This window comes from Haloferax sulfurifontis ATCC BAA-897 (genome assembly GCF_000337835.1).
In the GTDB taxonomy this organism is placed as follows: domain Archaea; phylum Halobacteriota; class Halobacteria; order Halobacteriales; family Haloferacaceae; genus Haloferax; species Haloferax denitrificans.
In genome coordinates this window covers 42,132-65,006 of sequence record NZ_AOLM01000023.1, presented here as the reverse complement: position 1 = coordinate 65,006, position 22,875 = coordinate 42,132, and the positions used below count along the sequence as shown (strand labels likewise).

The 22,875-nt window shown below is 68.7% G+C and carries 27 protein-coding genes and 1 pseudogene; 13 read left to right on the top strand and 15 right to left on the bottom strand.

The genetic code is table 11. The features are described from left to right. Positions 1-270: 270 nt before the first annotated feature. The 3 genes from C441_RS13920 (at position 271) to C441_RS13910 (ending at position 2,347) form a co-directional block, all read left to right on the top strand. A complete protein-coding gene (locus C441_RS13920) occupies positions 271-1,113 on the top strand; it encodes a potassium channel family protein (RefSeq protein ID WP_007275647.1) in 843 nt (280 codons plus the stop codon). 183 nt (positions 1,114-1,296) lie between these two features. Beyond that, the gene (locus C441_RS13915; RefSeq protein WP_007275646.1) at positions 1,297-1,518 is read left to right on the top strand and encodes a hypothetical protein; all 222 of its coding nucleotides are present in this window, start codon (positions 1,297-1,299) and stop codon (positions 1,516-1,518) included. 109 nt (positions 1,519-1,627) lie between these two features. After that, positions 1,628-2,347, top strand: a complete 720-nt coding sequence (locus C441_RS13910; protein ID WP_007275645.1) for a fumarylacetoacetate hydrolase family protein — start codon at positions 1,628-1,630, stop codon at positions 2,345-2,347. A gap of 70 nt (positions 2,348-2,417) precedes the next feature. Here the strand turns inward: C441_RS13910 and C441_RS13905 are convergent, their stop codons facing one another. Beyond that, positions 2,418-2,636: a hypothetical protein gene (locus C441_RS13905; protein ID WP_007275644.1), complete on the bottom strand. Its 219-nt coding sequence runs from the start codon at positions 2,634-2,636 to the stop codon at positions 2,418-2,420. A 138-nt stretch (positions 2,637-2,774) separates the two neighbouring features. On the opposite strand from C441_RS13905, the gene C441_RS13900 reads away from it, so the two are divergent. Beyond that, positions 2,775-3,383, top strand: a complete 609-nt coding sequence (locus tag C441_RS13900) for a translation initiation factor IF-2 subunit beta (RefSeq protein ID WP_004062666.1) — start codon at positions 2,775-2,777, stop codon at positions 3,381-3,383. Positions 3,384-3,501: 118 nt separating this feature from the next. Here C441_RS13900 and C441_RS13895 read toward each other — a convergent pair whose 3' ends face one another. Then, positions 3,502-3,723, bottom strand: a complete 222-nt coding sequence (locus tag C441_RS13895; RefSeq protein WP_007275643.1) for a hypothetical protein — start codon at positions 3,721-3,723, stop codon at positions 3,502-3,504. 105 nt (positions 3,724-3,828) lie between these two features. Next, positions 3,829-4,848, bottom strand: coding sequence for an NAD-dependent epimerase/dehydratase family protein (locus C441_RS13890; protein ID WP_007275642.1), 1,020 nt, complete (start codon positions 4,846-4,848; stop codon positions 3,829-3,831). Between the two features lie 84 nt (positions 4,849-4,932). On the opposite strand from C441_RS13890, the gene C441_RS13885 reads away from it, so the two are divergent. Beyond that, positions 4,933-5,814, top strand: a complete 882-nt coding sequence (locus C441_RS13885) for a helix-hairpin-helix domain-containing protein (RefSeq protein WP_007275641.1) — start codon at positions 4,933-4,935, stop codon at positions 5,812-5,814. 129 nt (positions 5,815-5,943) lie between these two features. Then, complete coding sequence (locus C441_RS13880; RefSeq protein ID WP_007275640.1) at positions 5,944-6,372, top strand: universal stress protein; 429 nt, start codon at positions 5,944-5,946, stop codon at positions 6,370-6,372. 38 nt (positions 6,373-6,410) lie between these two features. On the opposite strand, the gene C441_RS13875 is transcribed toward C441_RS13880, so the two are convergent. Further along, positions 6,411-6,689 (bottom strand): hypothetical protein, encoded by a 279-nt coding sequence (locus tag C441_RS13875; RefSeq protein ID WP_007275639.1) that lies wholly within the window; start codon positions 6,687-6,689, stop codon positions 6,411-6,413. A gap of 251 nt (positions 6,690-6,940) precedes the next feature. Here C441_RS13875 and C441_RS13870 point away from each other — a divergent pair, with 251 nt between their 5' ends. The 3 genes from C441_RS13870 (at position 6,941) to C441_RS13860 (ending at position 8,594) form a co-directional block, all read left to right on the top strand. Beyond that, a complete protein-coding gene (locus C441_RS13870) occupies positions 6,941-7,567 on the top strand; it encodes a hypothetical protein (protein ID WP_007275638.1) in 627 nt (208 codons plus the stop codon). A 278-nt stretch (positions 7,568-7,845) separates the two neighbouring features. Beyond that, positions 7,846-8,145 carry a winged helix-turn-helix domain-containing protein gene (locus C441_RS13865; protein WP_004968278.1) on the top strand — a complete coding sequence of 100 codons (300 nt, stop codon included), beginning with the start codon at positions 7,846-7,848 and terminating at the stop codon, positions 8,143-8,145. Beyond that, positions 8,142-8,594, top strand: coding sequence for a hypothetical protein (locus C441_RS13860; protein WP_004968277.1), 453 nt, complete (start codon positions 8,142-8,144; stop codon positions 8,592-8,594). Before C441_RS13865 ends, C441_RS13860 begins: the two co-directional genes overlap by 4 nt. Positions 8,595-8,639: 45 nt before the next feature. On the opposite strand, the gene msrB is transcribed toward C441_RS13860, so the two are convergent. From msrB to C441_RS20145, 5 genes and pseudogenes are all read right to left on the bottom strand, one after another. After that, a complete protein-coding gene (msrB, locus tag C441_RS13855; RefSeq protein WP_007275637.1) occupies positions 8,640-9,041 on the bottom strand; it encodes a peptide-methionine (R)-S-oxide reductase MsrB in 402 nt (133 codons plus the stop codon). Between the two features lie 63 nt (positions 9,042-9,104). Next, complete coding sequence (locus tag C441_RS13850; RefSeq protein ID WP_007275636.1) at positions 9,105-9,521, bottom strand: hypothetical protein; 417 nt, start codon at positions 9,519-9,521, stop codon at positions 9,105-9,107. A gap of 13 nt (positions 9,522-9,534) precedes the next feature. Continuing rightward, positions 9,535-10,239 (bottom strand): RAD55 family ATPase, encoded by a 705-nt coding sequence (locus C441_RS13845; RefSeq protein ID WP_007275635.1) that lies wholly within the window; start codon positions 10,237-10,239, stop codon positions 9,535-9,537. Between the two features lie 87 nt (positions 10,240-10,326). Next, the gene (locus C441_RS20150) at positions 10,327-11,103 is read right to left on the bottom strand and encodes an aldo/keto reductase (RefSeq protein WP_049920606.1); all 777 of its coding nucleotides are present in this window, start codon (positions 11,101-11,103) and stop codon (positions 10,327-10,329) included. Continuing rightward, positions 11,098-11,775 (bottom strand): annotated as a pseudogene (locus C441_RS20145) (HAD family hydrolase); the annotation flags it as partial. The gene C441_RS20150 and the pseudogene C441_RS20145, both read right to left, overlap by 6 nt. A 156-nt stretch (positions 11,776-11,931) precedes the next feature. Between C441_RS20145 and C441_RS13830 the strand changes: the two are divergent. Further along, a complete protein-coding gene (locus C441_RS13830) occupies positions 11,932-12,966 on the top strand; it encodes an NAD(P)/FAD-dependent oxidoreductase (RefSeq protein ID WP_007275633.1) in 1,035 nt (344 codons plus the stop codon). 50 nt (positions 12,967-13,016) lie between these two features. Here the strand turns inward: C441_RS13830 and C441_RS13825 are convergent, their stop codons facing one another. After that, positions 13,017-14,762, bottom strand: coding sequence for a Rieske (2Fe-2S) protein (locus C441_RS13825; RefSeq protein WP_007275632.1), 1,746 nt, complete (start codon positions 14,760-14,762; stop codon positions 13,017-13,019). A gap of 208 nt (positions 14,763-14,970) precedes the next feature. Between C441_RS13825 and C441_RS13820 the strand changes: the two genes are divergently transcribed. Then, positions 14,971-15,840, top strand: coding sequence for a CehA/McbA family metallohydrolase (locus C441_RS13820; RefSeq protein ID WP_007275631.1), 870 nt, complete (start codon positions 14,971-14,973; stop codon positions 15,838-15,840). Between the two features lie 101 nt (positions 15,841-15,941). Here the strand turns inward: C441_RS13820 and ahbB are convergent, their stop codons facing one another. Continuing rightward, positions 15,942-16,985: a siroheme decarboxylase subunit beta gene (gene ahbB / locus C441_RS13815; protein WP_007275630.1), complete on the bottom strand. Its 1,044-nt coding sequence runs from the start codon at positions 16,983-16,985 to the stop codon at positions 15,942-15,944. 108 nt (positions 16,986-17,093) lie between these two features. Between ahbB and C441_RS13810 the strand changes: the two genes are divergently transcribed. Beyond that, positions 17,094-18,176, top strand: a complete 1,083-nt coding sequence (locus tag C441_RS13810) for an anthranilate phosphoribosyltransferase (protein ID WP_007275629.1) — start codon at positions 17,094-17,096, stop codon at positions 18,174-18,176. A 69-nt stretch (positions 18,177-18,245) separates the two neighbouring features. Here the strand turns inward: C441_RS13810 and C441_RS13805 are convergent, their stop codons facing one another. From C441_RS13805 to C441_RS13795, 3 genes are all read right to left on the bottom strand, one after another. Further along, the gene (locus C441_RS13805; protein ID WP_007275628.1) at positions 18,246-19,259 is read right to left on the bottom strand and encodes a succinylglutamate desuccinylase/aspartoacylase family protein; all 1,014 of its coding nucleotides are present in this window, start codon (positions 19,257-19,259) and stop codon (positions 18,246-18,248) included. Between the two features lie 91 nt (positions 19,260-19,350). Next, complete coding sequence (locus C441_RS13800) at positions 19,351-19,590, bottom strand: YgaP family membrane protein (protein WP_007275627.1); 240 nt, start codon at positions 19,588-19,590, stop codon at positions 19,351-19,353. A gap of 89 nt (positions 19,591-19,679) precedes the next feature. Further along, entirely contained in the window at positions 19,680-20,657 is a 978-nt protein-coding gene (locus tag C441_RS13795; protein WP_007275626.1) for a bile acid:sodium symporter family protein, read from the bottom strand. Between the two features lie 208 nt (positions 20,658-20,865). Between C441_RS13795 and C441_RS13790 the strand changes: the two genes are divergently transcribed. Then, entirely contained in the window at positions 20,866-21,384 is a 519-nt protein-coding gene (locus C441_RS13790) for a peptidylprolyl isomerase (RefSeq protein ID WP_007275625.1), read from the top strand. 12 nt (positions 21,385-21,396) lie between these two features. Here the strand turns inward: C441_RS13790 and C441_RS13785 are convergent, their stop codons facing one another. Then, on the bottom strand, positions 21,397-22,782 hold the full coding sequence (locus C441_RS13785) for a hypothetical protein (protein WP_007275624.1): 1,386 nt from the start codon (positions 22,780-22,782) through the stop codon (positions 21,397-21,399). Positions 22,783-22,875: the final 93 nt, after the last annotated feature.

Sequence of the window (22,875 nt, the reverse complement as noted above, 5' to 3'; positions counted from 1 at the left end):
TAATTGAGCGAATATCCTCATGGATAGAACACCCAAACTAACCGGGAGCTGTCGAGGGCATAACGAGGTAAACACACGAATTAGCGCCCCGATTACCGAGTTTCTCTGATTGAGTCGAGATACCGATGGGTCGGTTCGAGCGACATGAGAGGCGCGTCTGACACGGTATCAGCGGCAGTGCTTTTCGAGAGTATATAGTTTCAAAATCGAAAACGATGACGCAGTCCGCGCGCACGACCGTATAAGTATCCCACCGCCGAAGGCGAAGGTATGGACGGTCACGCACGCGGGCCGCGCCGCGAGACGCCGCGGGACGTGGTCAGGTTCTATCTGCTCGACCACCGGACCCCGACCGGCAAGGCAATCGACATCGCGCTTCTCGCACTCAACCTGCTTTTCGTCGGGGTGTTCGTCGTCGAGACCTACCCGCTTTCGGCGTCGGTACAGTCGACGCTCTGGTCCGTCGAGGCCGCCGTCTCCATCGTGTTCCTCGCGGAGTACCTCCTCCGCCTCTACGGCGCGCGGGACAGGACCGCCGAACTGCTCAACGTCTACTCGTTCGTCGACCTGCTGGCTATCCTGCCGACGCTGGCGGTGCTCGTGCTTCCCGTCTCGTCGGTCGCCGCCAACATCGGCTTCCTGCGGGTGATTCGCGTGGTCCGCGTCCTCCGGTTCTACCGCTTTACGCGCGACGAGGAGTTCTTCTTCGGCACCGTCTCGGTCGGCACGCTCCGCGTCATGAAACTGCTGTTGACGGTGCTCACCATCTTCTTCGTCGCCGCGGGGATGTTCTACTCGTTCGAACACCGCGTGAACCCCGACGTGGGGACGTTCGGCGACGCCTTCTACTTCGTCGTCGTCGCGCTCTCGACGGTCGGCTTCGGCGATATCGTCCCGGTGACCGAGGCGGGCCGGTGGGTGACGGTCGCCGCCATCCTCGCGGGCGTCATCCTCATCCCGTGGCAGGCGAGCAAAATCGTCAAGGAGTGGGGCCACCGCGACAAGGTCAACGTCACCTGCCAGAACTGCGGGCTGGCCTACCACGACGCCGACGCCTCCCACTGCAAGTCCTGCGGCCACATCATCTATCAGGAGTACGACTCGCGGGAGTGAACGCGCGTCTCCGGACGCGTCGGACGGTTCGCAGTGGTGAGAACGCGCCCGCTGTTCGAACATGAATATTTATTATAGATTGGCCTGTACTGCCGGGTACAACAATGTCGGTCGTACGCGTACGTCGCTAACTCTTCTCGTCGCCGCACAGCCGTCCGACCGACCCGAACTCATCCCGAAATCGTGAGCACAAACGCCACCCCGACCTACGAACCGACCCTGCGAACAGCCCGTGAACAGCCCGCCGACAGCGAGACCACCACCCCCGACCGCGCCGACTCCGCGTCGGGCGTCGCCCGGTGTCAGCGCCAGTTCGAATCGACGCGAACCGAGCGAATCCACAACCTCGTCGACCGCGAGAACCGGTCGATGCCCCGGATGAACCGGGAGTCCGCGTCCGACTGAGTCGCGTCGGCGGCCCGCGCGTGTTCGTACTCTCCGCGTTCGCTTTCCTGCCCGCAGTCGCTTGCGGAGACACGTCGCTTGAAGTGAGTGGCCGACGCAGGGGCGAGTAATGCGACTGGCACGGATTCGAACCGACGACGGAGCGGTCTCGGGCCGGTACGACGACGGCGTCGTGACGGCCGACGGCGAGGAGTACGAAGTCGGCGTCGACGCCGAACTGCTCGCGCCCTGCGAGCCGACCGCGCTCTACTGCGTGGGCCGGAACTACGCGGCGACGGTCGACCAGATGGACTACGACATCCCCGACCAGCCCGACTGGTTCATCAAGCCGCCGGTGTCGGTGCTCGAGCCCGGCGCGGACATCGAGTACCCCGACTGGACCGACGAACTGACCTACGCCGGCGAACTCGCGGCCGTCATTGACCGCGAGTGCTCGGACGTGTCCGAGGCCGACGTGGGCGACGTGGTCCGCGGCTACACGATTCTCAACGACCTCGACGCGCTCGACCAGCCCGGCCGAACGGCTCGAAAAGCGTTCGACGGCTCCGGGCCGCTCGGCCCGTGGATAGAGACCGACGTGGAGCCGTCGAACATCGACATGACGACCCACGTCGGCGGCGAACTCCGGCAGGAAGCCAACACCGAGCGGATGCTCTTTTCGCCCGCCGAAGTGGTCTCGTTCCTCTCGGAGCGCTACACCTTCCAGCCGGGCGACGTGATTTCGTTCGGCAGTCCCGCGAACCCCGGACTGGTCGAACCCGGCGACGACGTGGAGATCTGGTACGAGGGCGTCGGCACGCTCACGAACCGCGTCGTCGACGGCGAGTGAGGAAGTGACAGCGACCGACGGCGAGTGAGGAGGCGGCCACGGCAGGCAGTCGGTCGCCGAGTCGCCCGGCTCAGTTCAGCGTCTCGACCTCGTCGGCGAGGTCGGCCGGCTCGTCCACGGGGCCGTTGACGAACAGGCCGTGCGCCATCACGACCGCGGCGAGGGCGCTGAAGCCGACGAGCGTCGCCTGCGGCTCCATCGGGGTGACTCGACCGACGACGACGCCGGCGAGGAGGCTCCCGAGGATACCGAGGAGTACGAGGTCGTAGTACTGCCACGTGTAGCCCATGACGAGTCGTTAGAGAGCTAGCTCCGAAGGCGTGGCGCTCGGTTCCGTCGGCGGAGATACTGAAACGAAGTCGGCGCGCCGGTGCCGCGGCAAAGACGGTCACGGAACGGCTATACGTCGCCAGACACTCGAACCCCTATGGAGTATCAGACTGCGCTCGACCGAGCGCTCAACGTCCTACCGGAACGAAACGTCGAACAGGAACGTCTCACGGTGCCGGACCCGTCCGGCGAGACCGACGGCGCGTTCACCCGCCTCACCAACCTCGGGGAGATCGCGGACGCGCTCTCGCGGACGCCCGCGCACCTCCACAGCGCCATCCAGCGCACGCTCGGGACGAGCGGTCAGCTGGAAGGCGACCGCGCCCGCTACAGCGGGTCGTTTTCCATCAACGACTTCGAGGAGGCCATCGACGGCTACGTCGAGGAGTACGTCATCTGCTCGGAGTGCGGCCTGCCGGACACCCGCCTCGTCACCGAGGACGGCGTCGACATGCTCCGCTGTGAGGCCTGTGGTGCCTTCCGCCCGGTCCAGAAGCGCTCCAGCGTGAGCAACAAGCGCCAGCGCGAGGCCGTCGAAGAGGGTCGGACCTACGAGGTCGAAATCACCGGGACCGGCCGCAAGGGCGACGGCGTCGCCCAGCGCGGGAAGTACACTATCTTCGTGCCCGGCGCGCAGGAAGGACAGACCGTCCGCGTCTACATCAAGAACACGAGCGGGTCGCTCGCGTTCGCGCGACTCGCCTGAATCGGTCTCACGGCGGAACACGAGTCGCTCGGCGACCGACTTCCGCGCACAGTCTCATATTCTCTCGCCGCGGGCGTTTCTCTTCTCCCACCGCGGTCGTCTCCCGGCGACCGAACGGTCACTCGTCTTCGTCGTCGTCGGCACCGCCGCACCGACCGCGGAGTCCCACGAGCGCGATGAGGAGGAGCGTTGCTCCCTCGACGCGCGCCGCGGTCGTCACCCACGGCTTCGCCGTCATCTCGCCGCCGTCCTCGTAGGCGAGTCGCGTCATCGCGGCGACCAGTTTGTCCGGAAAGAGCAGTTCCACGAGGCCGAACGCCGCCAGCAGGGCTCGGAGCATGCCCGAATATCGGGGCAGGACCGACGAAAAACCGCCGACGGTTCCCACATCACGGGAGCGAGCGGCCGCCTCACACTCGCACTGTCGCCGCGACGACCGACGGGGTCACTCGCCAGACTCGAACCCCGCGACGAACGCGTCGGTCGACTCCCGCCACGCGGCCGCGAGGTCGTCCGAGAGCGGGTCGGCGTCCCACGGCTCGACCGCGTCGTGCGCGTCCAGCCACGAAACAACTCTGCGGACGCCTTCTTCGAACCCGACCGTGTAGCGGAATCCGAGGTCGGCTTTCGCCCGGCTGTTGTCGAAGACGGTGCTGTACCGGAAGTGGTCCCGGAGCATCCGCGTCCGGTCGGGCGCGACCGCCCGAAGCACCGCGGTCGGCACGTGGACGAGGTCGGGGGCGGGCGCGTCGAGCGCGGCCGCGACGCGCTCGTGGTACTGGTTCCACGTCATCGTCTCCTCGCTCGTGACGTTGTAGGCGCGGCCGCCGACGCCCGGGCGCTCGACCGCGCCGACGAACGCCCGCGCCACGTCGTCGCGGTGGCACGGCCCCCACAGCGAGGTCCCGTCGCCGTGGACGACGATGGGCTTCCCCTCGCGGATTCGGCCGATGTACGACGAGTCCGTGCCGAGCGTGTGGACGAGCGTCCCGCCCTCGCCGTAGGTGTTCCACGGGCGGAGGACGACCACCTCGAACTCGCCGGGGTCGTGCGCGTCGAAGAACGCGTCTTCGGCGGCGATTTTCCCGGCCGCGTAGTCGCTGACCGGCGGGTTCCGCGGGCTCGATTCGGCGACGGGGTTCCGCGGCGGCGGCCGGTGGTACACGTCGATGGTGCTACAGAAGACGTAGCGGTCGGCGACGCCCCGGCAGATTTCGACCGCGTCGCGGGCGGTGTCGGCGTCGAAACACGCCATGTCGACGACGACGTCGGGCGTCGCGTCCCGAATCACCCCGCGAAGCACCGTCGGGTCGCCTCGGTCGCCGGCGACTCGCTCGACCGCCGGGGGGAGGTCGTCGTCGGTCTCGCCCCGCTGGAGGCTTGTCACGTCGTGGCCGGCGGCGACGAGTCGCCGAACGATTCCCGTGCCGAGCAGTCCGGTGCCGCCGATGACGAACACGTCCATGCGTGGTCCGCCGCGGCGAGCGGTGATAAACCCCGGACAGCGGAGCGACAACACTCATCTCACTCCGAGACATCATGATTATTGATGAAAGTATATCTCACGGACGGGACGAGCTTCGAGTGCGGCGGCTACAAGGCGCTCGACTCCGGCGGGGTCGTCCTCACCGCCGACAAGAAGCGCAAGCGCGTCGTCGGCTACGTGCCGGGCGACGCGCTGGTCTACGTCCTCCCCGACGACGTGGAACCGGGGGACTCGCTCGCCGACGAGGGCGACGGAAACGGAAACGAAGACGGAGACCGAGACGGAGACGACGATACGGGCGACGCGCCCGACGAGTCAGACGACGAGGCCCGCGGACCCGACGACGCGAACGGCGAGAACGACGCCAACGGGAACGGAGACGCGAACGAGGCCGACGAGAGCGAAACCGAAGTCGACGCCGACGAAAGCGGAGACGAGGCCGGAGACGGCGGAGTCGCCGACTCCGACGGCGACGGCTCCGCCCAGACCATCGTCGAAGCCGGGGTCGACCCGGGAGTCCCCGGCGTGACCGGCGCCGCCGACGGGGAGACAGAACACACCCACGCCGACCTCGTCGAGCGACTCGGCGCAGTCGAAAGCCGAGTGGACGGCCTCGACGGGCGGGTAGACGCGATGACAGAACAGCTCGCGGCGGTCGTCTCGGCGGGCGACCTCGGTGCCGAGGGGGCGGTCACCGAAGAAGCGAGGGACCCCGAGGACCCGCGGAACATCCGCGGCATCGGCGAGGCGTACGCGACCCGGCTCCGGGCGGCGGGCATCGACACCGTGTCGGCGCTCCGCGAGGCGTCGGACGAGGAACTCGCGGCGGCCGCGGACGTGTCGGCGCGGCGGGTCGCAGACTGGAAGCGACGGGCCGAGCGGTACGCGGAGCGTCCGGCGTCGGACCGCGATGACGCGGCCGACGACGCGACCGGCGTCGAGTGAGCCGCCCGTCGCTTCTGTTGTGCGGGTTGGTCCCTCGAGAGCCTCGGCCCGCGTCCCACGCCCCACGTAGTTCCCACCGTCCGGGAACCGGCGAAGAGAGTGATAGTTTCCCCGCCCAACTCCCAGTTGATGTACGACACAATCCTCGTGCCAATCGACGGCAGTGACTCGATGCAACCGGTCATCGAAGACGCCGCGGCGTTCGCGGCCGAACGCGACGCCGCCGTCTCCCTAGTCTACGTCGTCGACGAACGGGCCTTCCTGACGCTCGCCGACGAGCGCGTCGACGAGGTGTACGAGGAACTCAGGTCGCAGGGCGAGGCGGCGCTCGTCGAGGCCGCAGAGACGATGGCCGAGTACGGCGTCGACGCCGCCACCGAACTCCGCCGCGGCGACCCGGCAGAGGAGATTCTCGCCGTCGCCGAGGAGATAGACGCCGCGCTCATCTCGATGGGGACCCACGCCCGGTTCGAGGACAACATCCTCGGAAGCGTCTCGCGGTCGGTCGTCGTCCAGTCGAAGGTCCCCGTGCTCGCCACCCCCATCGAGCGTCGGTAGGTCGCGGTCGTCCGGGGTCGCCCGCCGTTGTGCCCGATTCAGAGTCGGAGGAGCAACAGGAGGACGCCGAAGAACGTCGAGGCGGCGCTGATGAGGAGCAGGCCGCCGCTGAGGACGAGCGTTCCCCCGTCGAACGCCGGGGCTGACCCGCCGCCGGCGATGTTCATCACCGATATGCTCGCCGAGAGGTCGGCGACGGGAGCGACGACGGCGATGCAGAACGTCAGGAGGCCGGCGACGACAAGCGCGTACGGCGTGAGCGCGGGTCGCCGCCGTGTTCGGGCCGAGTGACGGTGGACGGGGTAACTACGAGACATACCCTACGTACGCCGTCACCCTAGTTTGGTACGTGTCGGCTACTCACCACAGACCTCCGTTAGACACGTCCTACCACCCCGATACCGGCGTTCTCGGAGCGCCGCGCGCACCCCGCGGTCTGCCGCGTCTGGCGGGGGGGTTTCCGGCGTAATTTGGGCCTAACTCTGGGCGGATTCACGGTGGACTCGTGTTCGAGTTCGGAAAATCCTCTTTTAGCCGCTGAGCGTCGGATAAGACGGAGGAACAGATTATGACCAGACTCACAACGCTCGGGGTTGCGCTCGTCGTCGCCTCGCTCGTCTTCGCGGGGACGGCGGCCGCCGCCGGCCTCGCAGTCCAGACGCACGCGTCGGACGCCGTCCAAGCGACCGACGGGACCGCCGTCAGAGCCGACGGCGGCTGGCACGGCCCCGCCGCTGGGACCGCCAACGAAACCCGGTACGCGCCGGGCGACCGCCTGCAAGACCGCTACAACCTGACCGACGAACAGGCCGACGAGATTCGGACGCTCGTCGCCGACATGCGCGCCGACGGCGCGACGACCGACGAGGTTCGGACCGCCGTCCACGAGAAACTCACCGAGTTCGGCGTCGACGAAGCCGACCTGCTTCCCGACCCGGCACTCTACGCCACGGAGCGATTCGACCTGACCGATGAACAGGCCGACGAGATTCGGACGCTCGTCGCCGACATGCGCGCCGACGGCGCGACGACCGAAGAGATTCGGACCGCCGTCCACGAGACGCTCGACGAGTTCGGCGTCGACACGTCGGCGCTCGCCTGTGACGGCGATGGCGTCGGCGACCGCGACCGAGACCGCGACGGTGTCCAAGTCCGCGCGGGCGGTCGCGGCGGCTTCGGGCCGCGCGGTAACTGACGCCCGCGTTCCCCCCGCTGACGACTCCCCCAACGCACACCACTCCCCACGTCGATTCACCCGCGACGACCCACCGAGACCGCCATCGTCGAACCATCCGCCGTGAATCGTCTCACTCCCCCGAACCCCTCAGGAAACGCCCCCTGCTAAACACCCCCTCACCCACTGAACGCCCCCTCACCCCACCACGTACGAATCACCGCGGGCCTCCGCCGGCGCGGACGGGAGGCCCGCCGTTTTAATACGTCCGGATTTGACGGTTTACCCGGATGCGACGTGTGCTGTGGTGGCTAATCGGCGGATCGCGCGGGGGTCGGAACCGCCTGCGAATCATCCGCGCGCTCGACGACATGCCGATGAACGCCAACCAACTCTCGAACGAACTCGACCTCGACTACAAGACGACACAGCACCACCTGGAACTCCTCGTTGAGAACAACGTGTTGATGACAATGGGCGACAACTACGGAAAGACGTATTTTCTGACCGACCGGATGGAAGCCAACCTCGACGTGCTCGACGAGGTGGCTCGAAAGGCCAACTTGACCGACGTCTCCGCGGGGGGTGACGGCGCGTGAGCGACGCGGCCAACCGAGACCCCCTGCGACGAACCGCCGTCGTCGTGGGCGTCTCGCTCGCCGTCGCGGCGCTCGCGACGTGGTTCACCCCCGAGCTCGTCGCGTGGTTCGCCCCCGACCTGTTCGGCCCGCACAAGCCGGGCGGCCCCGGCGGCCCGCCCATCCCGGACCTGTTCGTCCAGTTGAAACTGTTCGTCTCGACGTACAACCTCGTCGTGCTCGGGTTCCTCGCGGCCACCTACGCGATGCTCTACCGGGAGCTTCCGAACCGCTTTACCCTGAGCCTGCTCCTCTTTACGGCGGCACTGCTCCTGTACGCCCTCACGTCGAACCCGCTGGCGTCGCTCTTCCTCGGGTTCAGAGGGAGCGGGCTGGGTCCGTTCACGTTCCTGCCCGACCTCTTTGCGGCCGTCGCCGTGACGTTCCTCACGTATCAGAGTTCGGCGTAGGCGGGTCGCCCACGGCGATTCGGGCCGTCACGTTCTCTCTCGGCGTTATTCTTCGTCCGCCTCGAAATCGAGCGCGGCCGAGTTGATACAGAAGCGCTTGCCGGTCGGCTCCGGGCCGTCGTCGAAGACGTGGCCGAGGTGGCCGCCGCAGGTCGAACAGACCACTTCGGTGCGGTCCATCCCGTGGCTCAGGTCGCGCCGAAGCTCGATGTTCGAGTCCTCGGCGGCGTAGAAGCTCGGCCACCCGCAGTTGGAGTCGTACTTCGTCTCCGAGTCGAACAGTTCGGTCCCACAGCCGGCACACCGGTAGACGCCGTCGTCGCTCCGGTCGACGTGCTCGCCGGAGAACCGCGGTTCCGTCCCCTGTTCGCGGAGGACGCGGTAGGCGTCTTCCGAAAGTCGCTCGCGCCACTCGGACTCAGAGAGACTGAATTCGCTGTCGCTCATGGGTCGAAAGAGGGCTCGGACGCCCAAAGGCCCGTCGGCTACCCGCGTCGGCGGTGTGGCCGGCTACCCGCGCCGGAGGAACTCCGGGAGTCGAATCCGAGCGAAGTCGTCGCGCCGGTTGTCGAGGGCGGACGCTCGGCCGACGGCGTCGGGGATGCCCTGTTTGTCCGTCGGCTTCTGCATCGTCACGTCGGCGCGCCCCGTCGTGGCGGGCGTCGTCTCCTCGTCGACGAGCGCCTCCCAGACGTCCTGTTTCGAGTCGTACTCCGACTCGTTGCGGGCGACGCGCTGTTTGCCCTCCTCGAAGGCGAGCTGGAGGACGCTCCGGCCGTAGGCGGTGCCGGCCTGCCGGCGGATGCGCTCGAACTCTCCCCGGTTCGGGTGGCCGAGCGCGCTGGAGACGCCGAGCGCGTACATCCGGCGGATGGCCTCCTCGTCCGATATCGTCTGCCAGTCCGTCCCGTAGACCCGTTCGTACATGGTTGTGGGTTCCTCAGAGGTCGACCTTCGAGCGGGGGTCGACGACCAGCCCGTTGTCGGTGAACTCGATCGAGCGGATGTCGCAGTCGATGTTCGACCCGCGCATCTTGATGACCTGAATGCCGCGTGTCATCCCCGTCGCCTCCAGATAGTTGTGGAAGAACACCACGCCGTGGGCGAGGAAGTGCTCGTCGGAGTACGACGAGGGGTCGGTCATCTCGGAGATGAGAAGCGTCGTGGCGTCGCCCTGCTTGAGCGCCGTCAGAAACCGCGTCATCTCCTCGGAGCCGTTGGCGAAAAACAGCCGGAGCAACATCGTCGAGTCGATGACGAGCCGGTCGACCTGTCGGGAGTTGACGAACGCGACGATTTTGTCGGTGAGGCTCTGGACGCTCGACGAGCCCCCGCTCTGGGAGAACTGATTGAGGATGTGTTTCCCCTTCGGGCTCACGAGGTTGACGAAGTGAAAGCCCTCGGAGCCGGCGAGCGTCTCGAAGCCGAAGTCGAACCCCGACATGTCGTTTATGAGTTCGTCCTCGGTCTCGTGCATGGTGATGTACATGCACTTCTCGCCGTTGCGAAGTCCCTCGGCCATGAACTGCGCCGTGAACGTCGTCTTCCCGCTCCCCGGCGGTCCGCTCAGCACGTACAGTCGGCGCGGAAGGAAGCCACCCTGGATGAGCTCGTCGAACCCGCTTACCCCACTCGGAATCCGCATGGTCGGACACTCGCCCGCCGTATTATAATCGTTCCGGGACTGGTATCGAAACTGAGATTTTCTCGGCGTCGTCGGGCGCTCGACCCGTTACTGAGGGAACAGTTCGACTTCAGATTCGATACTGTCGATGGTCGCCACGTCGGCCGCGTCGAGTTCCAGCGAGACGGCGTCGAGGTTCGCCCGGAGGTGGCGCTCGCTCGACGCCTTCGGGATGGGACACAACCCCTTCGCGGCCAGCCACGCGAGGCTCACCGCCTCGGGCGTCGCGTCGTGACGCTCCGCGACCGCGACGACCTCGTCCACCTCGCGGACGCGGCCCCCCGAAAGCGGCGAGTACGCGACCACGCCGTAGCCGCGTTCCGCCGCGTGGTCGAGGAGCGCGGGGCGCTGGAACAGCGGGTGGTACTCCGTCTGGTGGGCGACGAGCGGCGCGTCGAGCAGGTCGAGCGCCTCGTCTACCTCGGCGACGGCGAAGTTGCTGACGCCGACGCCGCGGACGAGGCCGTCGTCGACGAGTTCGTCGAAGGCGGACAGCGTCGCCTCGGCGTCGTAGGTGTCGATGGGGCGGTGGACGTACAGGAGGTCGACGTAGTCGACGCCCAGTCGGTCGAGGCTCTCGCGGGTCGTCCGGCGCACGTCGGCGGGCGCGAGGCTGTCCGCCCAGACCTTGGTGGCGAGCGTCACGTCCTCGCGGGGCACGTCCGCCGCCGCGAGCGCGTCGCCGACGACCGCCTCGTTCCCGTAAATCTGCGCGGTGTCGACGTGCCGGTAGCCCAGTTCCAGCGCCGTCGTCACGGCGGCGGCCTCGTCGGCCGCGTCGAGGCCCATCGTCCCGAGGCCGATACGGGGGAGCGAAAGGCTCACCGCGTCGCCGACGACGGGCACGCCGTCGAGTTCGAGCAGGTCGTCGAGGCCGGCGATTTCGTGGGTCGGGTCGGGCGTCGGCGTGTGGTCGGCGCGGTGGCCCCGGCGGATGAACGCGGAGTCGACGCCCGCGGCCTCGGCGGCGGCGATATCGCTGTCGCTGTCGCCGACGAAAAGCGGCGACTCGACGCCGAGGTCGGCCATGGCGCGTTCGAGGTAGTAGGGTTCGGGCTTCTTGCGGTGGAGGCTCGTCATCGAGGGCTCGCGGCCGTAGGCGGTTCCGAACAGGTCGCCGGCGTCGAGGTGGTCGACGACGAAGTCGATGGTCGCCTGCTGGTTGCTGGAGACGATGCCCATCGGGGCGTCGATGCGGCGGAGCGCGTCGAAGTCGTCGTAGGGGACCTTCTGCCCGTCGGCGATGGCCCGCTTTTGGGCGGCCGACTGGCGTTCGTCGCGGACGCGGAACAGCGTCTCTGGGTCGAGGTCGTAGGGGTCGGCGGCGGCGCGCACGTCCTCGGGCGACACGTGGATGACCACCTGTTCGACGTGGTCCGGGTCGGGGTCCGAAACGCCGAGTTCGGCGAAGGCGTCCCACGTCGCGTCGCGGAGGGGAGAGAGGTCGACGAGCGTGGTCAACACGCCGTCGTGGTCGAAGATGACCGAGTCGTACATACACAGACTCCGGCGGCGCGACGTGAATCGTTTTCGCCTCCCGCCGGGGCGGCGGGCGCGAACGCGGTCCCTATTCCCGCCGCGTTGCGAGTCTTTTAGCGCCTCGAAGCCTCACGTTTGACCAATGCTGGCTGGACTCTCACGCGGGGTGGCGAGATGACTCGCGACGTGTGCATCGTCGGAGCCGGGGCCGCTGGGGCTGGCGCGGCGTACGCGCTCCGCGAGGCGAACGCGAACGTCACGATTCTCGAAAAGAGCCGCGGGGTGTGCGGGCGCGCCGCGACGCGCCGCCGACACGGCTGTCGGTACGACCACGGCGCGAACTACGTGAAAGACTACGACCGCCGCACCGAGCGGCTCGTCCGCGGACTGGGCGCGGACGGGTTGGTCGACATCGAGGAGCCGGTCTGGACGTTCGACGGCGACGGCGTCGTCTCCGAGGGCGACGCCCGCGACCAACACAAGTGGACGTGGACCGAGGGCATCACCCAACTGGCAAAGCGCATGCTCGCCGAGACCGAGGCGGCCGTCGAGCGGGAGACGCGCGTCGCCGCCATCGACCACAACCCCGACAGCGGCTACTGGTCGGTCGTCGACGAGGCGGGGACGCGCCACGGCCCGTTCGATTCGGTGCTCCTGACGCCGCCGGCCCCGCAGACGGCCGCGATTCTCACGGAGATGGGCTGGGGCGACCAGTGTATGGTCGCGCTCCGCGAGGCCATCGGGAGCGTCGAGTACCGGACGGTTCGAACCGTCGTCCTCCACTACCCCTTCGAGCGCGAGGAGCCGTGGTACGCCCTCGTCAACCCCGACAAGACCCATCCCGTCGGCTGGGTCGCCCGCGAGGAGTGCAAGGAGGGTCACGTCCCCGACGGCGAGAGCCTGCTCGTCGTCCAACCGAGCCCGGAGTGGTCCGAGGCGCGCTACGACGACCCCCTCGACGACGCGGCCGACGAGGTCGCCGGGATGGTCGCCGAACTCCTCGACGACGAGCGCCTGCGCGACCCCGACTGGGTGGACGACCAGGGCTGGCGGTACGCGCTCCCCGACGGCGTCGCCGACCGCGAGATACTCCGCCGCGGGGAGCCCCACGGCCTCTACTTCGCGGGCGACTGGACGGTCGGCGAGGGCCGAGTCCACGCCGCGCTCTGGAGCGGCGTCGAGGCCGGCGAGCGAATCGCCGAGCAGTAGGCGAAAAGAATGACGGCGACGACGAGCGCCTGCGCGACCCCGGTGCGGGGTCAGAGGTCTGCGTCTTCGCCGTACACCGACTCGCCGCGCTGGAGCCGCGCGGCGATGCTGAACGTCTGTTCTCGCTCCCGGCGCGTCGGCGAGTGCGCCGCGAGGTAGCGCGCGACGCCGACGAGAAGCGTCCGCGCCTCCTCGGGCGGCCGCGTCGCCGCCTGTTCGAACCCCGCTTCGAGCGCCTGATAGGTGTGGAAACCGGCGTCCTCGCGGAGGAGAGCGCCCCCGAGTTCGCGGCGGAGCCTCGCCGGGTCGCCGCCGCCGTCGAGGAACCCCGCGGCCGCCCGGCCGGCGTCGTTCACCCGCCCCTCGGCGTCGAACGCCGCGGAGAGTGTTTCGAGCGCCGCCGCCGGGTCGGCGTCGGGGGTCGGGTCGGGAAGCGGGGCCGGCGGCGTGTTCAGGAACCGGTCGAGGTAGACGTTGACTGCGGCGTCGAACACGCCCCGATAGAGCTCCGCGGCCCCGGTCCGCTCGGCGAGCCGGTGGACCGCGTTGGCGTAGGTAAAGGTGTGGTGGACCGTGTTCCAGTCGCCGAACTCGTTGGTGGTCGAGAACCGCGCGACCCGCGTGCCGGCGGCGAAGGCGACGACGTCGGCGAGTTCTGCGGGCGTCGCGCCGCTTCGAATCGCCTCGGTCAGCGCGTCGACGATGACGTGCGGGTCGTCGCCGAGGAGGGTGTCGAGCAGGTCGTCCGGGGAGGACCACGTCTCGCCCGCGCCGGCGGCGACGTGGTCGTCGAGGTCAGCGAACACGTCGTCGAGCGTGTCCGCGAGGTCGATTGGTCGCCGCCACTCGGCTGACTCCTCGGCCCGGTCGGCGCGGGCGAGTCCGCGGACGAGGCTCGGGAGGACCTCGTCGGCGCGGTCCCAGCCCACGTGGTCGAGCGCCTCGCAGGCCTTGTTGACGAAGTCGAGGACGTGCCCGGTGTCGAGGTATCGGTGGTCGGTGGCCGCGGCGGCGACCATGCCGGCGAGTTCGGCGTCGTCGTGGCCGGCCGCGATTGCGGTCCGGAGGACGCGCTCCGCGCCGTCGGGGTCGCGAACCTCGACGTTCTCGCGGAACCACGACCGCAGGCGGTCGAAGTCGGTGTCGGTCGCGCCGAGGGCGTCCTGTTCGAACTGCGGCGGTTCGCCGGAGGCGTCGCCCGCGACGTGGACGAGCCCCTGATAGAGCGCGCGCTTTCGGTCGTCGGGGTCGAGGTCGGGGAGGACGTTCGCCATCGCGGTCAGGATAGTGAGCCCCGACCCCCAGCCGTCGCGCCGGTAGCGACAGCCGAACCGGACGCCGGTCGAAAGCGGCTCCGTCGGCTCGACGCCGGCGTCGAGGAGGCCGATGACGGACTTCGCGACGACCAGCCGGAGGTTCTGTTCGAGGCCGTCTCCCAGTCGGTTCGACCAGCGGACCGCCGGCGGTTCGTCCGGGTCGGGGTCCGGGTCGACGTAGACCGTCCCGTCGCGCACCTCAACGGGGTAGGTCCGCACGTCGTCGGCCCACGGGTCGAACGTGTCGCCGCAGGAGAGTTCGAACCGGGCGTGGTGCCAGTGGCAAGTCAGCACGCCCTCGTCCACGGAGCCGCGGACGAGCGGGAAACCCATGTGCGGGCAAGCGTTGTCGACGGCCCTGATGGAGCCCTCGTGGTCGAAGAGGGCGATAGAGCGCCCGTCCAGCGCGACCTGTTCGCGGCCCGACTCGCGGAGGTCCGCGAGGTCGACGGCGGGGCGAAAGCGGTCTTCGGATGCCATGTGTACACGTTCGACACGATGATTCCTAAAGATTCGCTGAAACGAATTTACGTCCGCGACGTGATGGATTCCCATATCTTCCGTATCTGAGGCCTATTGAGGCCGGTTCCGGTGGAGTTCGGGACGCCACCGACTCCCCCGACCGCTGTGCTTCGAGCTAGCACGATTCGGGCGTGTCTTTTTCGTCACCGAGGCCTAACGAAGAGTCGTGTCCGCGCTGACCGTCCGCATCGACCCCCACGTGCACTCGGAAGGCTCGTACGACGCGCACGACCCGGTGGAGCTCATCTTGGAACAGGCCGCCGAAATCGGGTTGGACGCCGTCGTCATCACCGACCACGACGTCATCGACGAGTCGCTCCGAGCGGCGCAACTCGCACCGATGTACGGCCTCGTCGGCATCCCCGGCGTGGAAGTCTCGACGGCCGACGGCCACCTTCTCGCGCTCGGCGTGGAGGAGCTTCCCCCGCGGCGTCGCCCGCTGGACGAGACGGCCCGCTGGGTGCGCGAGCGCGGCGGCGTCGCCATCGTCCCGCACCCGTTCCAGCGGAGCCGACACGGCATCGGTCGCCGCCGGCTCGGCCGGTATCACGACGCCGCGGGCGGCGACGCCTTCGACGCCATCGAGACGTACAACTCGTGGCTCTTCACGGGCTACAAGAACCGCCGCGCCCGCCGGTTCGCGGCGAAGCGCCAGTACCCCGGCGTCGCCGGGAGCGACGCCCACAAGGTCGGGTACGTCGGCCGCGCCTACACCGAAATCGACATCCCCGACGTGTCCCGCGCCTCGCTCACCGCCGACGACATCTTGGACGCCGTCCGCAACGGTTCGACCGAGGTGCAGGGTCGCCGGACGCCGATTCCGACGAGCACGAAACACTACGCCGGTGCGGCCGGTCGGAAGTCCGCGTACTACGCCAAGCGCGGGGCGCTCGGGAGCGCGCTCCTCGCCAAGAAGGGCGCGTTCAAGTCCGGCTACTACGCGAAAATCGGCGCGCTCAAAAGCGGGTCGCTGGCGAAGACGGGCGTCGCGCAGGCCGCGCGGATGCTCTACCGGATGTCGCCGCTCTCGCGGTAGCGACCCGGTGTGAGCTGTGACGCGGACGGCGGCGCAGGCGTCGAAAACGAGTGCTGTTCTGTTCGGTCTGTTCTGTTCGGTCGAGTTTGGTCCGTTCCCTCTCAGTCGTCCGACCCCACGAGTTCCTCGTACTGCGCGCCGGTCTGCTTGAGTTTCGCCGTCGAGTAGAGTCGCTCGTGGTCGAACGGCAGGTGGTCGGCGGCGAGTTCGTCTATCTTCTCGTCGACGGCGTCGGCGTCCCGGCCGTGGATCATGGTAAAGAGGTTGTACTCCCAGCCCTGCTCGGGGCGGCGCGGCCGGTGGTAACAGAGCGTGACGTACGGGAGGCTCCCGACGGCCTCGCCGCGGGCGTCGAGTTCGTCGTCGGGGACGTTCCAGACGACCATGCAGTTGTTCCGAAAGCCCGTGACGATGTGGTTGACGACACAGCCGATGCGCTTGATACAGCCGTCCGCGAGCAGGCGCTCGACGGCGACGAGCACGTCGTCGACCTCGGCGTCGATGGCGTCGGCCACGTCCCGGTAGGGCGTCTTCGACAGCGGGAAACCGCCCTGAATCTCCACGAGCAGGCGGGCTTCGAGCGCCGAGAGGTCGCCGGTCGCGTCCTCGGAGATGCGGGTGGCGCTCACGTCCGTCGCGCCGAGGCTCTCGCGGGCGAAGCGGTCGTCGTTGACGATGGGGAACTCGAGGTCGATGTAGTAGTCGGTGAGCATCGGGAGGTTCAGCACCTCACAGCCGGTGCGCTCCTCGATTTCGTCGAGGATGCGGTCGCGCGTCTCGCGGGAGCCGGCGGTGACGACGAACCACATGTTCCACTCGTGGGCGCGGCGGTAGTTGTGGTTCACCTGCCGGTAGCCGTTGATGAGTTCGGCGACCTCGTCGAAGCGCTCCTCGGGCGCGGCGACGGCCGCGAGGGTCGAACTCCCGATGACGGGTGGGTTGAGAACCGGGCCGAACCGTCGGAAGATGCCGTCTTCGCGGAGCCGACGGACGCGGTCGAGGGCGTCGTCCTCGTCGATGCCTAACTCCTCGGCGACGACGCGGAACGGCCGTTGCTCGACCGGGAAGCCGCTCTGGTAGCCGTCGATAAGCGCCGCATCGACCTCGTCGATGCCGTCCCGCCAATCATCCGACAACGCGCTCATTACCCGGCGTTAGGAGTCGGGAAGCCTATCGCTTTCGGACGGCGGCGTCGCTCCCGGGCGACGGGACCGAACGGGACGTTTTTTGACCGCTCGCGCGAACACAGGCGCATGGCAGTAGTCGAAAGCGAGTTCGGGGAATGGCCGCTGAAGCGTCTGATGACGGAAGCCGTCGGCACGGGCACGAAGTCCGCCGAGGACATGAGCCGCGAGCAGGCGTCCGAGGCGATGCGCCGCATTCTCGCCGGCGAACCGGACCACACGACGCTCGGGGCGTTCTGGCTCGCCAACCGCTGGAAGCACAACAACGCGGAGGAACTCGCCGCCTACGCCGACGTGATGGCCGAAGGCGTCGAGTACGCCGAACCCGACGCCGACCCCGTCGACTGCGGCGCGAACTACGACGGCAAGGGCAAGACCGCCATCCTCGGCGTCGCCGCCGGCGTCGTCGCCGCCGCGGCCGGCACGCCCGTCGTCGTCCACTCCGGCGACCGCGTCCCGACGCAGAAACAGGACGCCTACAAGCACGTCCTCGACGAACTCGGCGTCCGCACGGAACTCGACCCCGAGGAGTCCGCCGACATGGTCGACGACACCGGCTTCGGCTTCTACTACCAGCCGCGATTTAACCCCGCCATCCACGCCCTCTGGGAGCGCCGCGACAACATGGGCGTCCGGACGTTCGTCAACACCATCGAGACCATCGCCAACCCCGCGAACGCCTCGGTCCACCTCGGGTCGTTCTACCACCTCGCGTTCGCCAAGAAGATGGTCGACACCTTCGAGGAAAGCGAGCACCACGACCTCGACCGCGTGCTCATGTTCCAGGGGATGGAGGGCTACGACGACATCCGCCCCGGCTACACGAAGGTCGCCGAGTGGACCGCCGGCGACGACGGCGAGGCCACCTTCGACGACTTCGACATCGAGACCGCCGAGTACGGCATGGACTTCGAGTACGACGACCTCGGCGTCGACGAGGACGACGTGGCCGGCGACTCCGCCGAAATCACGGAGTCCGTGCTCGCCGGCGACCGCGAGGACCGCTTCGCCGACGCCGTCGCCCTCAACGCGGCGCTCCGCATCTACGCCCGCGAGGACGTCGACAGCATCGACGAGGGACTCGAACTGGCCCGCGAGACCATCGCCTCCGGCGACGCGGAAGCGGTGCTCGAAGACCTGCGCGCGTTCTGAACTCGCGGCCGACTCGAACGCTTTCTGTTCAACACGTCGGTCCCTCTTGTTCGACTGAACCGCCGTTCTCTATATGTCGAGGTCGCCGTCGGTCTCGTCGAAGGGGTCGTCCCCCTCGCCGTCGTCCAGCGGGAGCGCGATGCCGACGAGCGTCTCGCCGGCCGTGACGGTCGCCTCGCGGGCGATGGAGTAGACGATGCCCGCGCGCTCGGCTTCGACCTCTTGGAGCACCTCGTAGGTGGTCGGGTCGTACACCCAGCCGAGGTGGTCGCCGGGGCGGACCTCGCGGGCGAGTTCCACGTCCTCGCGGGCGACGAACAGGCCCGAGGCGGCGGCCTGCACGCGGCCGAGGTGGTTGCGGTAGGTGCGGCCGTCCCACGGCTCGACCGCGCCCGAGAGGATGCCCATGTCGCGGCAGACGTTGAGGAGGCCCTCGACGCCGGCGACGATGGCCGGCTCGACGAGCTGTTTGTTGTGGGCGAGTTCGGGCGTGATAGAGGGGATGCCCGCGTTCGTCGCCGCGACGCGGAGCTTGCCGTCGAAGCTCCGTTCGGTCCACTCGTCGTCGGCGTCCTCGCCGGCGGCCTCCGCGAGGAGGATGTCGACGCCGAACGCCCGCGCGAGGTCGCGAGAGGCCTCGTCGCCCCGGAGGTAGACGGTGTGGGTGAGCATGTCCGGGCTCCCCGTGTGGAGGTCGACGATGGCGTCGGACTCGCTGATGTACTCCCAGAGCTTCGCGGCCATGCGCTGGTGGAGCGAGCCGTCGGCGTCGCCCGGCCAGACGCGGTTCATGTTGGAGTTGACGGAGTCGAGCACCTCGGGGGTGACGTAGGAGACGCGGTCGAACGTCAGCGGGTCGGCGACGGGGACGGCGACGACCCGGCCCGAGAGCTCCGCGCGTTCGAGGCGGCCGTGCAGTCGGCGGAGCACTTCGGTGCCGTTGATTTCGCGCCCGTGCTGGGCGGCCTGCACGTAGAGCGTCGGGCCGTCGGTCCCGTCTTTTGGTTCGTAGGTGTGAACGGTCGTCTGTACCGGGACGCCGGAGGGGAGGCGGGTGAGCGTCACGGTCTCCGCGGTGTGCATATCCGACGCATCGCGGTGGGGTGTCTTGTAGTTAGGGGAGCGAGAAAAGCAGACGGCGCGGGGCGCGGCGGGGCGGGGGTGGACGCGACCGTCAGTTCCGGTCGTCCGACGTGTCGATACCGAACGGCAGATACAGGGGACACGTCCGGCGGAACCCGGTCACGAGCAGGATGACGCCGACGGCGGCGACGAACGCGGCACCGAGCGCCGCGGGCACCGGGCCGAACCCGAGCGAGAACAGCCCCGCGTAGCTTCCGACCCCGCCGATGACGAACAGCGCACCGAGCGCGAGGCGAACAGTCCGGTCGAGCGTGCCGACGTTTCGTACCATACAGTAGTGCTTGTCTATCGCAATACATTAACGTGGCGTCGGTTCTCTGGAGACGAGGGTCTCAAAAATCGAAGGTCGTTTTTGACGACTCAGTCGTCTGCAGGCGCGCCACCCGACGAGTCGCTCGCGGTCCGGGAGAAGTAGCTGGCGAGGAGCGGGCCGGTGATGTTGTGCCAGACGCTGAACAGCGCGGGCGGGAGGGCGGCGGCGGGCGAGAAGAACGTCAGCGCGAGGGCCGCCGCGAGCCCGCTGTTCTGGAGGCCGACCTCGAACGTCGTCGTCCGGACGCGGTCCTCGGACATCCCGGCGAGGCGGCCGGTCCCGTAGCCGGTACCGAGGCCGATGGCGTTGTGGAGGACGACGGCCCCGATGGCGGCCGCGCCCGCGCCGAGGATGGTGTCGACGTTGAGGCCGACGACGGCCGCGACGATGGCGACGATGCTCAGGACCGAGACGAGCGGGAACACGTCGAGGCCGACTTCGGCGACCTCGGGCGCGTTGCGGTCGAGCAGGAGGCGGAGCGCGAAGCCGAGCACGACCGGGATGAAGACGATTTGGATGATGTTGACGAACAGGTCCATGAAGCCGACCTGAAGCTGTTCGCCGGCGAGCGCGACGACCCACGCGGGCATGACGAGCGGCGCGGCCAGCGTGGTGACGGTCGTGATGGCGACCGACAGCGCCACGTCGCCTTTCCCGAGGTAGGCCATGACGTTCGAGGCGGTGCCGCCGGGGGCCGCGCCGACGAGGATGACGCCGACGGCGAGTTCCGGCGGGAGAGACAGGACGACCGTGAGCGCGTAGGCGGCGGTCGGCATGATGAGCCACTGGGCGAGCGCGCCGATGGCCACGTCTCGCGGGCGCTCCGCGAGTCGGCGGAAGTCCACGGGCTGAAGCGTCAGTCCCATCCCGAGCATGATGAGCCCGAGGAGCGGCGAGATGTACGGTGCAATCCACGTGAACAGGTCCGGTTGCGCCAACGCGGCGGCCGACGCGAGGAGCACGAGGCCGACGAAGTAGGTGTTGGCGAGTTCCGACAGGCGTTCGAGAGTCGAGCGGACGTTCATTCCGACCGCCCTCCGTCGAATTGTGATGTCATCTCACACCACTCGGTCGCGGGGGAGAAAAACGTCTGTCGGTGTGACAGTCCGGGAATCCGACCGGAAGACGCGGGCCGAGCGGGGTCGTGTCACCGACGGAGAACCGGAGAACCGTGTCGCCGGCGACCGACCCCGAGGCGGCACGGTTTTCACTCGCCCGCCCGACGGGTCAAGTATGAACGACAACCCAACGGCCACGCTCCACACGAACAAGGGCGACATCACGGTCGAACTCTTCGAGGACAAGGTCCCGAACACGGTCGAGAACTTCGTCGGCCTCGCCACGGGCGAAAAGACGTGGGTCCACCCCGAGACGGACGAGACGATGGAAGGCGAACCGCTCTACGAGGACATCCTCTTTCACCGCATCATCTCTGACTTCATGATTCAGGGCGGCGACCCGACGGGGACCGGCCGCGGCGGCCCCGGCTACACCTTCGACGACGAGTTCCACTCGGACCTCAGCCACGACGGCCCCGGCGTGCTCTCGATGGCGAATCGCGGCCCCAACACGAACGGCTCGCAGTTCTTCATCACGCTCGACGCCCAGCCCCACCTCGACGGCAAGCACGCCGTCTTCGGGAAGGTCACAGACGGCATGGACGTCGTCGAGGACATCGGCTCGGTCCCGACCGACCGAAACGACAAGCCGGTGTCCGACGTGGTCCTCGAATCCGTCGACGTCGAGCAGTAACCGCCTCGGACACTACTTTCGGTCCCGAAACTGCTCACCGTCCCGAAGCGACCCGCTCGCGGTCGCGGGGACGACGGTTCGGCCGCCGGTCGACCCGTCGGCGCGGTCGAGCCACGCCGGTCGCGTGACCGTCGTCTCGCCGACCGCGTCGTACGCGAACCAGACCTCGACGCCGAGGCCGTCGCGGGTCTCGTAGGTGACGCGCATCGAGCGGACGAACCCGTCTTCTTCGACGACCGCTTCGACCCGATAGCCGCGCGACCGCGGGAAGTCGGTGCCACGGCCCTCGATTCGGTACCGCGCGCGTCCGGGTCCGGCTTCGGCGGCCGCGGTCGTCGCGCGCTCGATGCGCGTCACGGTCGTCTCGTCGGTCGAGAGATACCAGTCGACGTAGCGGGCGGCGCGCGAGGCCTGCCGCCCCGGCCCGTCGCGCACGTCGGAGTCGAGGACGCGGGCGGCGACGCCGTCGGGCTCGGCGGGGCGGCGGGCGTAGCGCGTGGTCCCGTCGGCGTAGGCGTCCTCGGAGGCGGTCGGGCGCGGGAACGCCCGGAGTCGGCCGGTCCGCTCCACCTCGGAGACGTAGACGTTCGGGGCCTCGACGAGGACGACCTCGACCTCGCGGCCCGTCTCGTCGCCGGCGATTGACTCGCGGTAGCCGAGCGTCCAGCGGTACGACCGATTCGACGCGGCCCGGCGGTGGGCCGCCGCGAGGCGCGTCGCGTTCTCGACGCCCGCGGTGGTCACGCCGGGGGCGACCGACAGCGGTTCGGGAGTCGGCGTCGGCTCTGTGGTCGTCGTCGCAGTCGGCGTCAGAGCCGGTGACTGTTGCCCGCCGAGCGCCGGCCCGAACCCCGGCACGCCGGCCGGGCCGGCGGTCACGACGACCGCCGCGAGGAGAAGCGCGACGAAGACAAGCGGCGCGACCGGAAGCGACGCGAGCGAGCGAGAAAGCGGAGCGACGACTGCGCCGCCCACACCGTCCGCACCCCTCGAACCGACGCCGCCGTCACCCGGCAGGTCGGCGAGGCGGACGCCGAAGTGGTCGGCGACGAGGTCGTCGCCGCGGCCGCCGGGGAGGCCGTACCGGACGAGTTCGTAGAGGTCGTCGACCGAGAGGACGCGGGCGTCGTCGGGGGCCGCGCGTCGGGTTCGCGCGGGGTCGCCGAGGGCGACGACGACCGTCGCCTCGGCCGGAATCGACGGCGACGGGGAAAACCGCGAGCGCGAGCCCACCGCGAGTCGCTCGGTTCGGTCGCCTCTGCGGGCGACGACGAGGCGGCGTTCGACGGTCGTCTCCCACCCGCGGGCGGTCCAGAGGTCGGCGAGGAATCGGCGGCCGTCGCTGGGGCCGGCGGCGCGAATCAGGTCGCCGAAGCGCGAGCGACGGGACTGCCGCATCGCTCGGAATTAGGGCTCGATGGCGAAAGAATCACCGGCGGGTCGCTGAGGGGCGGTCGCAGTCGGTCGGTCCGTTCCGACTCGGACTGACCC

Coding starts and splice junctions, on each gene's coding strand:
- C441_RS13920 (WP_007275647.1), top strand. CDS start 271: ATGGACGGTCACGCACGCGGGCCGCGCCGCGAGACGCCGCGGGACGTG.
- C441_RS13910 (WP_007275645.1), top strand. CDS start 1,628: ATGCGACTGGCACGGATTCGAACCGACGACGGAGCGGTCTCGGGCCGG.
- C441_RS13905 (WP_007275644.1), bottom strand. CDS start 2,636: ATGGGCTACACGTGGCAGTACTACGACCTCGTACTCCTCGGTATCCTC.
- C441_RS13900 (WP_004062666.1), top strand. CDS start 2,775: ATGGAGTATCAGACTGCGCTCGACCGAGCGCTCAACGTCCTACCGGAA.
- C441_RS13895 (WP_007275643.1), bottom strand. CDS start 3,723: ATGCTCCGAGCCCTGCTGGCGGCGTTCGGCCTCGTGGAACTGCTCTTT.
- C441_RS13890 (WP_007275642.1), bottom strand. CDS start 4,848: ATGGACGTGTTCGTCATCGGCGGCACCGGACTGCTCGGCACGGGAATC.
- C441_RS13885 (WP_007275641.1), top strand. CDS start 4,933: ATGAAAGTATATCTCACGGACGGGACGAGCTTCGAGTGCGGCGGCTAC.
- C441_RS13880 (WP_007275640.1), top strand. CDS start 5,944: ATGTACGACACAATCCTCGTGCCAATCGACGGCAGTGACTCGATGCAA.
- C441_RS13875 (WP_007275639.1), bottom strand. CDS start 6,689: ATGTCTCGTAGTTACCCCGTCCACCGTCACTCGGCCCGAACACGGCGG.
- C441_RS13870 (WP_007275638.1), top strand. CDS start 6,941: ATGACCAGACTCACAACGCTCGGGGTTGCGCTCGTCGTCGCCTCGCTC.
- msrB (WP_007275637.1), bottom strand. CDS start 9,041: ATGAGCGACAGCGAATTCAGTCTCTCTGAGTCCGAGTGGCGCGAGCGA.
- C441_RS13850 (WP_007275636.1), bottom strand. CDS start 9,521: ATGTACGAACGGGTCTACGGGACGGACTGGCAGACGATATCGGACGAG.
- C441_RS13845 (WP_007275635.1), bottom strand. CDS start 10,239: ATGCGGATTCCGAGTGGGGTAAGCGGGTTCGACGAGCTCATCCAGGGT.
- C441_RS13830 (WP_007275633.1), top strand. CDS start 11,932: ATGACTCGCGACGTGTGCATCGTCGGAGCCGGGGCCGCTGGGGCTGGC.
- C441_RS13825 (WP_007275632.1), bottom strand. CDS start 14,762: ATGGCATCCGAAGACCGCTTTCGCCCCGCCGTCGACCTCGCGGACCTC.
- ahbB (WP_007275630.1), bottom strand. CDS start 16,985: ATGAGCGCGTTGTCGGATGATTGGCGGGACGGCATCGACGAGGTCGAT.
- C441_RS13810 (WP_007275629.1), top strand. CDS start 17,094: ATGGCAGTAGTCGAAAGCGAGTTCGGGGAATGGCCGCTGAAGCGTCTG.
- C441_RS13805 (WP_007275628.1), bottom strand. CDS start 19,259: ATGCACACCGCGGAGACCGTGACGCTCACCCGCCTCCCCTCCGGCGTC.
- C441_RS13800 (WP_007275627.1), bottom strand. CDS start 19,590: ATGGTACGAAACGTCGGCACGCTCGACCGGACTGTTCGCCTCGCGCTC.
- C441_RS13795 (WP_007275626.1), bottom strand. CDS start 20,657: ATGAACGTCCGCTCGACTCTCGAACGCCTGTCGGAACTCGCCAACACC.
- C441_RS13790 (WP_007275625.1), top strand. CDS start 20,866: ATGAACGACAACCCAACGGCCACGCTCCACACGAACAAGGGCGACATC.
- C441_RS13785 (WP_007275624.1), bottom strand. CDS start 22,782: ATGCGGCAGTCCCGTCGCTCGCGCTTCGGCGACCTGATTCGCGCCGCC.